This window comes from Pseudomonas berkeleyensis, assembly GCF_014109765.1.
Taxonomy (GTDB): domain Bacteria; phylum Pseudomonadota; class Gammaproteobacteria; order Pseudomonadales; family Pseudomonadaceae; genus Aquipseudomonas; species Aquipseudomonas berkeleyensis.
The window spans coordinates 5,246,886-5,261,373 of sequence record NZ_CP059139.1 but is presented as its reverse complement, the minus strand read 5'-3'; the positions used below and the strand labels follow the sequence as shown (position 1 = coordinate 5,261,373).

Genomic DNA, 14,488 nt, shown 5'->3' with positions numbered 1-14,488 from the left:
ACGGAACACCGCGCTGCGCACCCTACGGGGTGTGCCGGCTCTTGCGTAGGGTGCGCCATGCGCACCAAGGGTTCCGGAGGTACGCAGTTAGGCATTACGGAGCCAGCAGCGATACCGACTTGATCTGCGCCCAGATCGCCTGGCCGGCATGAATGCCCAACTGGTCGAACGAGTAGCGGGTGATCCGTGCCAGCAAACGCTGATCACCGATGCACAGGGTCAGCAGCACTTGCGCATCGAGCACTTGCCAGCTTTCCACCCTTGCCGGTAGCAGGTTGAGCAGGCTGCTGCCTTCGGCGCGATTGAGCCCCAGACTGACGTCGCGCGCCTTGATCTTCACCCGCACTGCCTGTCCGTCCGGTACCGCCGTATGCGGCAGACGCAGGCGTGCGTCGCTGCCTGGCAGCTGAAGCTCCAGCAGGCCGTAGGTGGCGTCGTGGCCGCAGACCTGGCCGTCGATCACCGCCTCGGCATCGTCTTCGCTGGCGAAGGGCAGGTCGGCGCGCAGCAGGGTTTCCTTGAGCGGGCCGCTGGCGCGCACCTGACCTTCGTCGAGCAGCACCAGGTGATCGGCCAGCCGCGCCACTTCGTCCGGCGCGTGGCTGACGTAGAGCACGGGGATATCCAGTTCCTCGTGCAGGCGTTGCAGGTAGGGCAGTACTTCCTGCTTGCGCTTGAGGTCGAGCGAGGCCAGTGGCTCGTCCATCAGCAGCAGGCGTGGGCTGGTGACCAGCGCGCGGGCGATGCCGACACGCTGGCGTTCGCCGCCGGACAGCGCTGAGGGCATGCGTTCGAGCAGGTGGCCGATGCCCAGTAGCTCCAGCGCCTGATCCAGCGCCACCTTGCGCTGCGCCGCCGAGATGCGTTTCTGCCCGTACTGCAGGTTGCCGCGCACGCTCAGGTGCGGGAACAGGTTGGCGTCCTGGAATACGTAGCCGATGGCGCGCTGGTGCGCCGGCAGGAAGAAGCCTTGCGTGCTGTCCTGCCAGAGTTCGCCAGCCACTTGCAGATAGCCCTGCTGCGGGCGATCCAGCCCGGCGAAGCAGCGCAGGCAGCTGGTCTTGCCCGAACCGGAATGACCGAACAACGCGCTGACGCCGCGTCCGGGCAGGTCGAGGTCGACATCCAGGCGAAAGCCCGCATGCTGCACCAGAAAGCGCGCGCGAATACGGCCGTCATCCACCACTGCAGGGATCGAAGGTTTACCGAATCCGAACATCACCAGGCCCTCACCTTGCCGCTACGGCCGCTGTACAGCGCGAGCAGCACGAGGAAGGAGAACAGCACCATGCCACCGGCCAGCCAGTGTGCCTGGGCATACTCCATGGCCTCGACGTGGTTGTAGATCTGCACCGACACTACCTGGGTCTTGCCGGGGATATTGCCGCCAATCATCAGTACCACGCCGAACTCGCCAATGGTATGGGCGAAGGCGAGGATCGCCGCGGTGACGAAGCCGGGTCGCGCCAGCGGCAGCACCACGCTGAAGAAGGCATCCCAGGGGTTGGCGCGCAAGGTGGCGGCAGCCTCCAGCGGGCCGCGGCCGATGGCCTCGAAGGCGTTCTGCAGCGGCTGTACGACGAAGGGCAGGGAATAGAAGATCGAACCGATCACCAGGCCGGTGAAGGTAAAGGTGAAGGTGCCGAGCCCGAGGCTCTGCGTCAGCTGGCCGAAGAAACCGTTCGGGCCCATGCTGACCAGCAGGTAGAAACCGATCACCGTCGGCGGCAGCACCAGCGGTAGCGCCACCACTGCGCCGACCGGGCGTTTGAGCCAGGAGTCGGTGCGCGCCAGCCACAAGGCAATAGGTGTACCGATGATCAGCAGCAGCACGGTGGTCAGCGAGGCCAATTCCAGGGTCAGCAGGATGGCATCGAGGTCGTTCTTGGACAGCGGCATGGGCGGGTTCCGGTGGCACGCGTAGCCCGGATGCAATCCGGGACATTTTCAGGCTGATGGCTACGGCAGTTTATAGCCGAACGACTCGATCACCTTGGCTGCTTCCGGGCCTTTCAGGTACTCGACCAGCGCGGTGGCGGCCGGGTTGTTCGCACCCGGTTTGAGGATCAGCGCATCCTGCCTGATCGGGTCGTACATCGCCTCCGGCACGATCCAGGCCGAGCCGCTGCTGAGCTTGCCATCCTGGTACACCTGCGACAGTGCGACGAAGCCCAGTTCGGCATTGCCGGTGGAGACGAACTGGTGTGCCTGGGTGATGTTCTGGCCTTCCACCAGCTTGCCCTTGACCGCCTCGCTCAGCCCCAGCTTGTCCAGCACCTGGGTCGCGGCCAGGCCATAGGGCGCGGCCTTCGGGTTGGCGATGGACAGGTGCTTGAATTGTCCGGCTTTCAAAGCCGCGTCCGTGCCGTCGAGGTAGCCTGCATCGGCCGACCACAACACTAGGCTGCCGATGGCGTAGGTGAAGCGCGAGCCGGGCACGCTGTCGCCTTCTTTCTCCAGCTTGGTCGGTGTGGTGTCGTCGGCGCTGAAGAACACATCGAACGGCGCGCCGTTCTTGATTTGCGCATAGAACTGCCCGGTGGCGCCGAAGGAGGCCACCAGCCTGTGCCCGGTGGCTTTCTCGAACGCCGGGGCGATGGCCTGCATCGGTGCGGTGAAGTTGGCGGCGACCGCGACCTTGACCTCGTCGGCCATGGCGCCGCTGGTGAAGATCAGACCGAGGGCGAACAGGCTACGCTTGAGCGGCTTGAGCATGGGGATTCCTTGTCGTTATCGGATGTTGGCTCGACCCTGGCGTCAGGTCTGAATGCGGCAATCCTACCTCGTTATGTTTTTTTGTATATAGCGCTATCGAGGCCTGTTTCCGTGCACGATCTTCGTGCGCGGCGGCGGGTGCCTGCACCGTCAGTGCCTGCGGGCAGTTTTTCCATTGCCAGCAACTACAAAAAACATAATTTCGCGAATCCCCCGCTCTGAACAGAATGCCCGCAACGAGCCGCCACGGCGGATTCAGTCACGAGCAGAATCAGAGCAGGCAACCATGACCGACCTGAAGCAATCCGCCTTCCCATCACCCGCCGGCCGGGTTCCCGCAACACTGGAGATCGACACCCTGGTGGTCGGCGCAGGCCAGGCCGGCGTTGCCATGAGCGAGCACCTGGGCAAGCTCGGCGTGCCGCATCTGGTGCTGGAGAAGAGCCGCATCGCCGAGGCCTGGCGCACGGTGCGCTGGGATTCGCTGGTGACCAACGGGCCGGTCTGGCACGACCGCTTCCCCGGTCTGGAATTTCCCGATCTTGGCCCGGATGACTTCGCCCACAAGGATCAGGTGGCCGACTACTTCGAGGCTTACGCGCAGATGATCGACGCGCCGATCCGCACCGGCGTCGAGGTCAAGCAGGTGGTACGCGCGCCTGGCCGCGCCGGCTTCATCGTGGAAACCTCCGAGGGCACCCTCCACGCCAACCGCGTGGTCGCCGCCACCGGCCCGTTCCAGCGCCCGGTGATCCCGGCCATCGCTCCGCAGGACGAAAGCCTGCTGCAGATCCACTCGGCGAATTACCGCAACCCGCAGCAATTGCCCGAGGGCGCGGTGCTGGTGGTCGGCGCCGGTTCCTCCGGCGTGCAGATCGCTGACGAGCTGAACCGCGCCGGGCGCCAGGTGTATCTCTCGGTCGGCGCCCACGACCGGCCGCCGCGCAGCTACCGTGGGCGCGATTTCGTCTGGTGGCTCGGCGTGCTCGGCCTGTGGGATCTGGAAACCGTGCAGCCGGGCAAGGAGCACGTGACCATCGCCGTCAGCGGTGCTCATGGCGGGCGCACCATCGATTTTCGTGAGCTGGCCGCGCAGGGCATCACCCTGGTCGGCCTGACCCGAGCCTTCGAGGCTGGCGTGGCGCGGTTCGCCGATGACCTGGCGGAGAACCTGGCGCGCGGTGACGAGAACTACCTGTCGCTGCTCGATGCCGCCGATGCCTATGTCGAACGCAACGGCCTCGATCTGCCTGAAGAGCCCGAGGCGCGCCGCCGCTTCCCTGAGCCGGCGTGCGTCCGCGAGCCGCTGCAAAGCCTCGACCTGGCCGCCGCTGGCGTCACCTCGATCATCTGGGCCACCGGCTACGCCACGGACTTCAGCTGGCTGCAGGTCGATGCCTTCGACGCCAACGGCAAGCCCAAACACCAGCGCGGCGTCTCCAGCGAGCCGGGGGTGTATTTCGTCGGCCTGCCCTGGCTGTCGCGCCGTGGCTCCACCTTCATCTGGGGCGTGTGGCACGACGCCCGCCACATCGCCGACCACATCGCCACCCAGCGCAAGTACACCGCCTACCGCGACGCCGCCCAGCGCGAAGCCGCGACCCTCGAATCCAGCGCTGGCAAAGTCAGCCTCACCGGAGTCCGCTGATGCCTACTCATACCCGCATCCGCATGTTCAACACCAAGGACACCTACCCCAACCAGTCCCTGGACAACGACCTGTGCCAGGCCGTGCGCGCCGGCAACACCGTGTACGTGCGCGGCCAGGTCGGCACCGACTTCGACGGCAACCTGGTCGGCCTCGGTGACCCGCAGGCGCAGACCGAGCAGGCGATGAAGAACCTCAAGCAACTGCTGGAAGAAGCCGGCAGCGACCTCTCGCACATCGTCAAGACCACCACCTACATCATCGACCCGCGCTATCGCGAGCCGGTGTACAAGGAGGTCGGCAAATGGCTCAAGGGCGTGTTCCCGATCTCCACCGGGCTGGTGGTCTCGGCGCTCGGCCAGCCGCAATGGCTGATGGAGATCGACGTGATCGCCGTGATTCCCGATGACTGGCCGAGCGCCGGGGGCCAGGCATGACCTTCTCCATCGTCGGCCGCTGCCCGGAAACCGGGCACCTCGGCATCGCCATCAGCTCCTCCAGCATCGCCGTCGGCGCCCGCTGCCCCTGGCTGCGTGCCGGGGTCGGTGCGGTGTCGACGCAGAACATCACCCTGCCGGCGCTTGGCCCGCAGATTCTCGACCGCCTGGAGGCCGGCGAGGCGCCGGCCAGCGCGCTGGAGCAGGCGCTGGCGCGCAATGGCTACGGCCAGTACCGCCAGGTGACGGTGATCGACAGCCACGGCGCCAGCGCGCACTTTTCCGGCAGCGAAGCCCTCGGCGTGCACCATGCGCGCGCCGGCGAGCAATGCGTGGCGGCCGGCAACCTGCTGGCTTCCACGGCGGTGATCGACGCAATGGTCGAGGCCTTCGAGCAGGCTGACGGCGGCCTGCCGGATCGTCTGCTGGCGGCCATGCACGCGGCAATGGCGGCCGGTGGCGAGGCCGGGCCGGTGCATTCGGCGGCGCTGTCGGTGGTCGGCGATCTTATCTGGCCGGTGGTCGACCTGCGTGTCGACTGGGCCGAGCACGATCCCATCGGCGAGCTGGATAAACTCTGGCGCGCCTACGAGCCGCAACTGCACGATTACATCACCCGCGCCCTCGATCCCACCGCCGCGCCGAGTTACGGCGTGCCGGGCGACGAGTAGGGGGGACGACCTGTGGGAGGGGCTTTAGCCGCGACTTGGCGCGTACCCGTCGTCGCCGCTGAAGCGCCTCCCACAGGGTCATCGATCAACCTTTCACCGGTAACCGCCCATGCCCACCAGCCGCGACCTGCTCGCCGACCTGATCGCCTTCGACACCACCAGCCGCGAATCCAACCTGGCGCTGATCGATTACGTGCGTGCCTATCTGGCCGGGCTTGGCATCGACAGCGAGCTGCTGTTCAACGCCGAACGCAGCAAGGCCAACCTCTATGCGCGTATCGGCCCGGCCGGGGCGGGCGGGGTGATGCTCTCCGGGCACAGTGACGTGGTGCCGGTCGACGGCCAGGCCTGGACGCTGCCAGCCTTCGCCCTGAGCGAGCGCGACGGCCGCCTGTACGGGCGTGGTACGGCGGACATGAAGGGCTTCATCGCCTGCGTGCTGGCGGCCGTGCCGGCATTTATGGAGCGACCGCTGCGCCTACCGCTGCACATCGCCATTTCCTACGACGAGGAGGTCGGCTGCCTCGGCGTGCGCAGCCTGGTCGAGCGCCTGCGCGCCAGCCCCGAGCGCCCGGCCATCTGCCTGATCGGCGAGCCCAGCGAGATGCGTCCGGTGCTTGGCCACAAGGGCAAGCTGGCGATGCGCTGTGAAGTACATGGCGCTGCCTGCCATTCGGCCTATGCGCCGCAGGGGGTGAATGCCATCGAGTACGCGGCGAAGCTGATCGGCCGCCTCGGTGAGATCGGTGAACGCCTGGCCGCGCCCGAGCACCATGACGGCCGCTTCGATCCGCCCTACTCCACGGTGCAGACCGGCCTGATCCAGGGCGGCCGTGCCTTGAATATCGTGCCCGCCGAATGCCGCTTCGACTTCGAGATGCGCGCGCTGCCGGCCGACGATCCGCAGCAGGTCGCCGCCGAGCTGCGCGACTACGCCGAGCGTGAGCTGCTGCCGCGCATGCGTGCGGTGAGCGCGGCCAGCGACATTCGCTTCAGCGAGCTGTCCAGCTATCCCGGCCTGCTTACCGACGCTGCCAGCGAGGCGGCGCGGTTGCTGGCGCTGATCGCCGAGCGCGAGGACTTCACCACCGTCGCCTTCGGCACCGAAGGCGGTCTGTTCGACGAGGCCGGCGTGGCCACCGTGGTCTGCGGCCCCGGCAGCATGGAGCAGGGGCACAAGCCGGACGAGTTCGTCAGTCTCGATCAACTGGCCCGCTGTGACGCCATGCTGGCGCGTCTGGCCGGCTGGATGCGAGTAGAACCCTGACCTGGGCCGGTGAGGCATAATCCGCGTCTTCCAGACTGTGTGAAAACTACTGCGCTCGGCCATGCTGCGTTAAAAAAACGGCTCAAAATGCTCATTTACAGCTCGTAAACTGCGCTTTTTCGCCGTTTTTTGCCTTGTCTGACCTTCGCTCGCTACGTTTTCACACGGTCTGCTTCAGGGCGCTATGCCCACTGCCAACAAGGAACAGGGACGAATGAAGAACATCGATCGGGTGCTGCTTGGCTTGGGTGTATTCATACCGTTCTGGCTGCTCTTTGGCGTGTTGCTGACAGCGCTGGCCTATCCCGGCTACAGCCACCTCGATCAGGCGATGAGCCAACTGGGTGCACAGGGCTCGCCCACTCAGGGCTTCTCTGCCTGGGTTAACAATCTGCCCCTGGGCGTGTTCTTCGTTCTGTTTGCCGTGGGGGTGATGCGCCAGGTGCGTGGCTCGCGGCTGGCGCTGTTCAGTGCCGGGCTGATCCTCATCCACGGCCTGGCCAGTTTCGCCACCGGTTACTTCGCCTGCGATCAGGGGTGCGCGCCGGAGCAGCCGTCCTTCTCGCAGCAGATGCACAATCTGGCCGGGCTGGTGATGTTTCTCTCGCTGACTCTGGCCAGCCTGCTCTGGGGTTTCCTGAGCAAGCGCCTGCTGGGCTCACGCGGCTTCGGCCTGTTTTCCATCGCCTGTACCCTGCTGGCCGTGGCCACTGTGGTGCTGATGGCCCAGGCCGTCGAGACCGGGTATTCGTTCGGCCTTTACCAGCGCATCAACTATGGTATTTCGGTGTTCTGGGTCGCGGGCCTGGCGCTGATGCTGTCACGAGGCCGTTGCGAACAACTCAGGTTCGGTAGCGTTTGATATGTTCCCAGCGTGAGGCAGGTACGCTTCCTTGTCGTAGCAAAGTCTTGCCTCACTCAATACCGGAAGGTGAACCATGCAGGAAATGATCGCGCTCGTGGGTATCGTGGTGGCACTGGGACTGGGCGCTGCCAGCCCCGGGCCGAGCTTCGTGATGGTCGCCAGAGAGGCGGTGGCGATCTCGCGCCTCAATGCGTTGGCGGCTGCACTGGGCATGGGCCTGGGCGGGCTGCTGTTCGCCACGGCGGCGCTGCTCGGACTGCAGGCGTTGTTCCAGGCCGTGCCGCTGGCTTACCTGCTGCTCAAGGTGCTCGGCGGCCTCTACCTGGCCTACCTGGGCTACCGCATATTTCGTGGTGCGCGCGAGCCCCTGGCGCTCGCGGTCACGGACGAAGCGCCGCGCCGCCCGCTGCGGCAATCCTTCCTGCTGGGGTTGAGCACTCAGGTCAGCAACCCGAAGACCGCCATCGTCTATGCCAGCGTGTTCGCGTCCTTTCTCCCGGGAGCCGTGTCCTGGACATTGGCGCTGGGCTTGCTGCTGAGCGTATTCCTGGTCGAGTTCGGCTGGTACGCCATCGTTGCCACGCTGCTCTCGGCCAGCGCCTCACGCCGGGCCTACCTGCGCTGCAAGGGGTGGGTCGACCGGCTGGCGGGGGCGATCATGGTGGGCCTTGGCATTCGTCTTATCGCTGGCGCCGCCAGGCCCTAGCTGCGGTACAGCTTGAGGCTCTCGACCCGCGCCCGGTAGGCGCCGAGGCGCTCCTTGAGCTGATCCTTGTGGTCGCTGGCCACGCAGTGCAGCAGCACGTTCAGAGCGCTGGTCAGGCCGCCGGTGGATTCGAGGATCAAGCCGGTCTTGGTCTTCATGGTGACGATGTATGGCGTGTCGATATGTTTGGCGATGCCGTATTCGTCGGTGAACACCACCAGGTCGGTGTTCTGCTTCAGGCAGTTGTTGGCGAAGGCGATGCCGGCATCGGCGTAGGGTGCGATGTCGATGAGGATCACGCAACAGCGCTGGTTGTGGCTGTCCAGCCACTGGCCGAGTACGCCGCTGTAGAGGTCGAGAAACTCCACGCCCGAGCGCACCAGCGCCAGGCGGTTGGCGAAGTCCTCGGCCAGCCCGCGAATGGTCTGGAAGCCACAGACGAACACACGCTCGGCATCCCCCACACGCGCCACGATGTCGCGCCAGTGCTGGCTGCCGAGTAGTTCGGCGAAGGCGCGCAGGGCTTCGACTTCCTCGTTGAGGTGGGCCACCAGGTCTTCCGGTTGTTCTACCCGCTCGATCAGCGCCGGGTTGAGCAACGACTGCACGCGCACTTCGTCGCGCAGCTCGTCTTTCAGGCTCTTCAGGCCCTTGTAGCCGAGCCGGCGCAGAAAGCGGCTGACCGTGTTGGGGCTGACCCCGCTCTTGGCTGCCAGGCTGGCACCGTTCTCGAAAGCGAGGGTTTCCAGGTTGGCCTGGATGTAGACCCACAGGGTGCGCTCGGCCGGCGTCAGCTTGCCTTCCAGGTGTTGCATCTTGCCATCGAGCATGTCCGATTCCCCTGCCATGCCAAATCGTTCTGACATTTAAATGTCAGAGTATTGATCTTTGGAAGAAATATATTCTACTCTGCAACCGTAACGCAAAGAGATGTCGATTGGCCGTTACCCGGGTGAAGAAAGCCACCAGAGTCTTTCCGCTCCGCAGTCGACGCTCGCGCTTCCTGCCGCAACAAGCAAATGTCGCGCCCTGCGCGGCCACAACAGTGGAGAACAGGAACATGCCCATACTGCGTCATCTCGCCCTGTGCGTCGCGCTTGGCAGCGGCCTCGTCACCGGCGCCGCCCAGGCCGCCGAAGAACTGCGCCTGTACAACTGGGGCGACTACATCAACCCCGAGGTGCTGACCCGTTTCACCGCCGAGACCGGCATCAAGGTGTCGCTCGACACCTACGGCAGCAACGAAGAGATGCTGGCCAAGCTGCAGGCCGGCGCCAAAGGCTACGACATCGTCTTCCCTTCGGTGCACATGCACGACACCATGGCCGCCCTCGGCCTGCTGGAGAAGACCGACATCAACCAGGATGCCGCCTTCGCCAACATCGACCCCGCCTTCCTGCGTTCGAAATCCGACCCCAAGGGCGAGTACTGCATGCCCTACGCCTGGGGTAGCGTGGGCATCTTCTACAACAAGAACAAGGTCTCCAAGCCGATCGAGAGCTGGGACGATTTCTTCGCCGAGGCCAAGGCCGGCAAGAAGGTGATCATGCTCGACGACATGCGCGAAACCCTCGGCGTCGGCCTGATCAAGGACGGCAAGTCGGTCAACAGCACCGACCCGGCCGAGCTCAAGCAGGCCGCCGACTGGCTGATCGAACGCAAGCCGCTGATCTCTGCATTCACTTACGACAGTGTGCCGATGGTGCAGTCCGGCGACGCCGCCGCCGCGCACTATTTCGTTGGCGCCATGATGTACGTGAAGCAAGACCCGCAGAACCTCGCCTACGTCATCCCCAAGGAAGGCGCGACCATGTACCAGGAGGACATGTGCGTCCTCAAGAGCGCGCCGAACAAGGCCAACGCCAAGCGCTTCATGAGCTTCTTCCTGCAGCCGGAGATCGCCGCGCTGAACACCGCGCAGCAGATGAACGGCACGCCGAACAAGGAAGCGCTGAAACTGCTGCCGGCCGAGCTGCGTGACAACCCGCAGGTCAACCCGCCGGCCGATGTCATGGCCAAGCTGCAGATCTTCCAGGATCTGGGCAAGGGCCTGAAGCAGTACGACCGGGTGTGGACGCGGGTGCGTACCGCCAACTGAGTCAGCCTGTGTAGTTAGGTCGCGGCTGAAGCCCCTCCCACAAGTCATGCAATCTGTGGGCAGGGCTCCAGCCGCGACCGCTCCAATATTCAGTGGAGTCCTCCATGACCGCTTTCACCAAAACTGCGCCGGTGGTCGAGATCCGTGGCGCGGTGAAGCACTACCGTGCGCCGGAAGGGCACCTGGTGCGTGCCCTCGACGGCCTCGACCTGGCTGTCGGCAGCAATGAATTCGTCACCCTGCTGGGGCCGTCCGGCTGCGGCAAGACCACGTTGCTGCGCACCATCAGCGGCTTCGAGCAACTCGATGGCGGCGAGCTGCTGATCCAGGGCCAGCCGATGAACCACGTGCCGCCGCACCGCCGGCCGGTGCACACGGTGTTCCAGAGCTACGCGCTGTTCCCGCACATGAGCATCGGTGACAACGTCGGCTACGCGCTGGACGTGCGTGGCGTCGGCAAGGCAGAGAAGCGCCAGCGTGTTGGCGAAGCACTGGAAATGGTTGGCCTGGCCGGCATGGAGCGGCGCAAGCCCGGCCAGCTCTCCGGTGGCCAGCAGCAGCGCGTGGCGCTGGCCCGCGCCATCGTCGACCGCCCGGCGCTGCTGCTGCTCGACGAACCGCTGTCGGCTCTCGACCGCCAGTTGCGCCAGGCCATGCAGCGCGAGCTGAAGAACCTGCAGCACGAACTGGGCATCGCCTTCGTCTTCGTCACCCACGACCAGGAAGAAGCGCTGACCATGAGCGACCGCATCGTCGTGCTCAATGGCGGCCATATCCAGCAGATCGGCGCCCCGGCAGAAATCTACCACCGCCCGGCCAACGCCTTCGTCGCCGGTTTTATCGGCGAGAGCAACCTGCTCGACGTGCACGTCGGTTCGGTCAACGACGGCATCGCCTACCTGCTCGACAGCCAGGGCGATCTGTTGCAGGCGCGCCACCCCGGCCTGCGCGTTGGCCAGTACGCCCAGCTCATGCTGCGCCCCGAGCAGTTCCACCTGCAGTGCCCCGGCGAAGGCTTCGCCGCGCTGGAAGGGCGCCTGGAGCAGTTGCTGTTCATCGGCAAGGACTTCGAATTGCTGCTGCGCACCAGCCACGGCCGCCTGGTCAAGGCGGTGCTGCGTGACGCCGCGCAACAAGGCCTGCAGCGCTTGCGCAGCGGCGACAGCGTGCAGCTCTGGTACGGCCTGGAGGCCGCGCACCTGATCCCCGGAGGTGCCTGATGCGAATGCGCGAGCGCCTGCGCCTGGTCGGCCTGCTGACCCCGGTGACGCTGATCATCGGCGTATTCTTCCTGGCCCCGCTGGCCATCATGGCGGTGTACAGCCTGCTCGAGCCGGGGCTCTACGGCGGCGTCGAGTGGAGCTTCTACCCGGACAACTTCGGCCGCGTGCTGGGCTGGGCCGATGGCACCAATGAGGAGTTCGATCCGGTCTACCTGGAAATCATCCTGCGCTCGTTCAAGCTGGCCGGGCTGACCGTGCTGGCGACCCTGGCGCTGTGTTACCCGGCGGCCTTCTGGGTGGCGCGGCAGCCGGAGCGGATGCGCAACTTCTGCCTGTTCCTGATCACCCTGCCGTTCTTCACCAGCCTGATCGTGCGCCTCTACGCCTGGCTGCTGATCCTGCGCCCCAGCGGGGTGATCAACACCACGCTGCTGGCGCTGGGCATCCACAACCCGGTGGAGCTGATCTACACCGAGACCGCGGTGCTGATCGGCATGACCTACATCTTCATCCCGTTCATGTTCATGCCCGTCTATGCCAGCGTCGAGAAGCTCGACAAGCGCCTGCTGGAAGCCTCGGCCGACCTCGGCGCGAGCCGCTGGCAGAGCTTCTGGAAGGTGATCTTCCCGCTCACCCTGCCGGGCATCGCCGCCGGCTCGATCATCGTGTTCATCCCCAGCCTGGGTAACTTCATCGTGCCGTCACTGCTCGGCGGTGCGCGCGTGTTGATGATCGGCAGCCTGGTCGAGCAGCAGTTCCTCGCCGCTCGCAACTGGCCGTTCGGCGCCGCCCTGGCGATGCTGCTGATGGCCGCGGTGCTGGTGTGCCTGGTGCTCTACGTGCTGGCGCAAGGGCGCAACAGCGCACAGGAGGCCAGCCGATGAACGCCCTGCTCGCCAACCTTGGGCGCCGTCTGCTGGGCGGCTACAGCCTGGCCTTCTTCGTCTTCCTGTACCTGCCGATCGGCCTGATCGTCGCTTACTCGTTCAACAGCAACCCGATCAACATGATGATCTGGGACGGTTTCAGCCTGGACTGGTATCGCTCGCTGTTCGGCCTGTCCACCAGCCTCAGCGAGAACGCCCTGTACGTCGAGTCCACCGACCAGTTGCTGGCCGCGCTGCGCACCAGCCTGGTGGTGGCGTTGACCACCACGGCGATCTCTACGGTGATCGGCACGCTCACCGCGCTGGCACTGGCGCGCTATCGTTTCCGTCTGCAGAAGTTCTACCGAGTGCTGCTGTTCATGCCAATGCTGATGCCCGATATCGTGCTCGGCATCGCCCTGCTGATCTTCTTCGTCGGTGTCGGCATGCCGCTGGGCAAGGGCTCGATCATCATCGGTCACTGCACCTTCCTGATCAGCTACGTGTTCCTGATCGTCAGCGCACGCCTGGCCGGCATGGACACGCGCCTGGAAGAGGCTTCGGCCGATCTCGGCGCCTCGCCGTGGACGACCTTCCGCCGCGTGACCCTGCCGCAGATCCTGCCCGGCGTGGTCGGTGGCGCGCTGCTGGCGTTCATCATCTCGATGGACGATCTGGTGATCACCTACTTCATCGCTGGTGTGGACTCCACCACGCTGCCGGTTTTCATCTACGGCATGATCCGCCGCGGCATCAAGCCGGAGATCAACGCCATCGCCACCCTGCTGCTGATTGCCTCGCTGCTGATCGCCGCCCTCGGCCTGTACCTGCGCAACCGCAAGCCCGCCACTTCCCAGGATGACTCCCATGGCTAAACCTCGCGCCCGCGAACTCGGCCTGCCGCTGCCCGGCACTCCCGGCCCCTACAACGCCATCACCGACGTGCCCGGCGTGCTGGTCGGCTACCGCACCCTCGATGGCGTGGCCGACAACGGCCGGCGCATCCAGACCGGCGTCACAGCCATCCTGCCGCGCGGCCGCGACAGCGAACCGCAGCCGGTGTGGGCGGGCTTCCATGCGCTCAACGGCAATGGCGAGATGACCGGCACGCACTGGATCGAACACGGCGGCTACTTCGTCGGCCCGCTGTGCATTACCAACTCGCACAGCGTCGGCATCGTCCACCACGCCGCCGCGCGCTGGACGATCCAGCAGTACGCCGACGCCTGGCAGCGCGAGCACCTGTGGGCCATGCCGGTGGTGGCCGAGACTTATGACGGAGTGATCAACGACATCAACGGCCAGCATGTCAGCGAAGCCGATGCACTGGCTGCACTGGATGCCGCAAAGGGTGGGGCCATTGCCGAGGGCAACGTCGGCGGCGGCAACGGCATGATCTGCTACGGCTTCAAGGGCGGCACCGGTACGGCGTCGCGGATTGTCGAGGTCGATGGGCAGAGCTACACCCTTGGCGCCCTGGTGCAGGCCAACCATGGCCAGCGTGCCTGGCTCAAGGTCTGTGGCGTGCCGGTCGGCGAGCGCCTGGAAGATGAACTGCCGGCTGGCCTGGAGCGTGAGCGTGGCTCGATCATCGTCATCCTCGCCACCGATGCGCCGCTGCTGCCGCACCAGCTCAAGCGCCTGGCGCAGCGCGCCGGCCTCGGCATCGCCCTGGCCGGTACGCCGGGTGGCAACAACTCCGGCGACATCTTCCTGGCCTTCAGCGTGGCCAACCCACGGCCCTTGCCGCAGGTGTCGCCAACGCGGCTGAACCTCGACTACCTCAACGACGAGTGTTTCGACGCGCTCTACCTGGCCGCCGTGCAGGCCACCGACGAGGCAGTGCTCAATGCCATGCTGGCGGCCGAGGACTCGCCGATGCAGAAGCCCGAAGGCCTGTGCCGCGCCATCGATGGCGAGCGCTTGCGCGAACTGGTGGTCAGGTAGGGTGCGCCATGCGCACCGCGTGATCGAAGATTCGTAGACCCGATG

The 14,488-nt window shown here is 65.6% G+C and carries 15 protein-coding genes; 11 read left to right on the top strand and 4 right to left on the bottom strand.

The window, feature by feature from the left end:
* Positions 1-94: 94 nt before the first annotated feature.
* From modC to modA, 3 genes are read right to left on the bottom strand one after another with little or no spacing between them, the layout of a single operon-like run.
* Positions 95-1,219 carry a molybdenum ABC transporter ATP-binding protein gene (gene modC, locus HS968_RS24525; RefSeq protein WP_182371681.1) on the bottom strand — a complete coding sequence of 375 codons (1,125 nt, stop codon included), beginning with the start codon at positions 1,217-1,219 and terminating at the stop codon, positions 95-97.
* Complete coding sequence (gene modB / locus HS968_RS24520) at positions 1,219-1,899, bottom strand: molybdate ABC transporter permease subunit (RefSeq protein ID WP_119694016.1); 681 nt, start codon at positions 1,897-1,899, stop codon at positions 1,219-1,221. Before modB ends, modC begins: the two co-directional genes overlap by 1 nt.
* A gap of 60 nt (positions 1,900-1,959) precedes the next feature.
* Entirely contained in the window at positions 1,960-2,715 is a 756-nt protein-coding gene (modA, locus tag HS968_RS24515) for a molybdate ABC transporter substrate-binding protein (RefSeq protein WP_182369098.1), read from the bottom strand.
* Positions 2,716-3,001: 286 nt separating this feature from the next.
* Here modA and HS968_RS24510 point away from each other — a divergent pair, with 286 nt between their 5' ends.
* From HS968_RS24510 to HS968_RS24485, 6 genes are all read left to right on the top strand, one after another.
* Positions 3,002-4,363, top strand: a complete 1,362-nt coding sequence (locus tag HS968_RS24510; protein WP_182369096.1) for a flavin-containing monooxygenase — start codon at positions 3,002-3,004, stop codon at positions 4,361-4,363.
* Positions 4,363-4,800: a RidA family protein gene (locus tag HS968_RS24505; RefSeq protein WP_106738245.1), complete on the top strand. Its 438-nt coding sequence runs from the start codon at positions 4,363-4,365 to the stop codon at positions 4,798-4,800. The genes HS968_RS24510 and HS968_RS24505 overlap by 1 nt, the downstream gene beginning before the upstream one ends.
* Positions 4,797-5,471 carry a DUF1028 domain-containing protein gene (locus HS968_RS24500; RefSeq protein WP_119694019.1) on the top strand — a complete coding sequence of 225 codons (675 nt, stop codon included), beginning with the start codon at positions 4,797-4,799 and terminating at the stop codon, positions 5,469-5,471. The genes HS968_RS24505 and HS968_RS24500 overlap by 4 nt, the downstream gene beginning before the upstream one ends.
* Before the next feature lie 109 nt (positions 5,472-5,580).
* The gene (argE, locus tag HS968_RS24495) at positions 5,581-6,738 is read left to right on the top strand and encodes an acetylornithine deacetylase (protein WP_182369094.1); all 1,158 of its coding nucleotides are present in this window, start codon (positions 5,581-5,583) and stop codon (positions 6,736-6,738) included.
* A 214-nt stretch (positions 6,739-6,952) separates the two neighbouring features.
* Complete coding sequence (locus tag HS968_RS24490) at positions 6,953-7,600, top strand: DUF998 domain-containing protein (protein ID WP_182369092.1); 648 nt, start codon at positions 6,953-6,955, stop codon at positions 7,598-7,600.
* Positions 7,601-7,676: 76 nt separating this feature from the next.
* Positions 7,677-8,309, top strand: a complete 633-nt coding sequence (locus HS968_RS24485) for a LysE family translocator (protein ID WP_182369089.1) — start codon at positions 7,677-7,679, stop codon at positions 8,307-8,309.
* On the opposite strand, the gene HS968_RS24480 is transcribed toward HS968_RS24485, so the two are convergent.
* On the bottom strand, positions 8,306-9,157 hold the full coding sequence (locus tag HS968_RS24480) for a MurR/RpiR family transcriptional regulator (protein ID WP_238338878.1): 852 nt from the start codon (positions 9,155-9,157) through the stop codon (positions 8,306-8,308). The genes HS968_RS24485 and HS968_RS24480 overlap by 4 nt on opposite strands.
* 212 nt (positions 9,158-9,369) lie before the next feature.
* On the opposite strand from HS968_RS24480, the gene HS968_RS24475 reads away from it, so the two are divergent.
* The 5 genes from HS968_RS24475 to HS968_RS24455 all read left to right on the top strand — a co-directional run bounded on the left by HS968_RS24475 (position 9,370) and on the right by HS968_RS24455 (position 14,443).
* Positions 9,370-10,407, top strand: a complete 1,038-nt coding sequence (locus HS968_RS24475; protein WP_182369087.1) for a polyamine ABC transporter substrate-binding protein — start codon at positions 9,370-9,372, stop codon at positions 10,405-10,407.
* A 104-nt stretch (positions 10,408-10,511) separates the two neighbouring features.
* The gene (locus HS968_RS24470; RefSeq protein ID WP_182369085.1) at positions 10,512-11,627 is read left to right on the top strand and encodes an ABC transporter ATP-binding protein; all 1,116 of its coding nucleotides are present in this window, start codon (positions 10,512-10,514) and stop codon (positions 11,625-11,627) included.
* A complete protein-coding gene (locus HS968_RS24465) occupies positions 11,627-12,514 on the top strand; it encodes an ABC transporter permease (protein ID WP_182369083.1) in 888 nt (295 codons plus the stop codon). Before HS968_RS24470 ends, HS968_RS24465 begins: the two co-directional genes overlap by 1 nt.
* The gene (locus HS968_RS24460) at positions 12,511-13,371 is read left to right on the top strand and encodes an ABC transporter permease (RefSeq protein WP_182369081.1); all 861 of its coding nucleotides are present in this window, start codon (positions 12,511-12,513) and stop codon (positions 13,369-13,371) included. Before HS968_RS24465 ends, HS968_RS24460 begins: the two co-directional genes overlap by 4 nt.
* Positions 13,364-14,443 (top strand): DmpA family aminopeptidase, encoded by a 1,080-nt coding sequence (locus HS968_RS24455; protein WP_182369079.1) that lies wholly within the window; start codon positions 13,364-13,366, stop codon positions 14,441-14,443. The genes HS968_RS24460 and HS968_RS24455 overlap by 8 nt, the downstream gene beginning before the upstream one ends.
* The last annotated feature ends 45 nt before the right edge of the window (positions 14,444-14,488 follow it).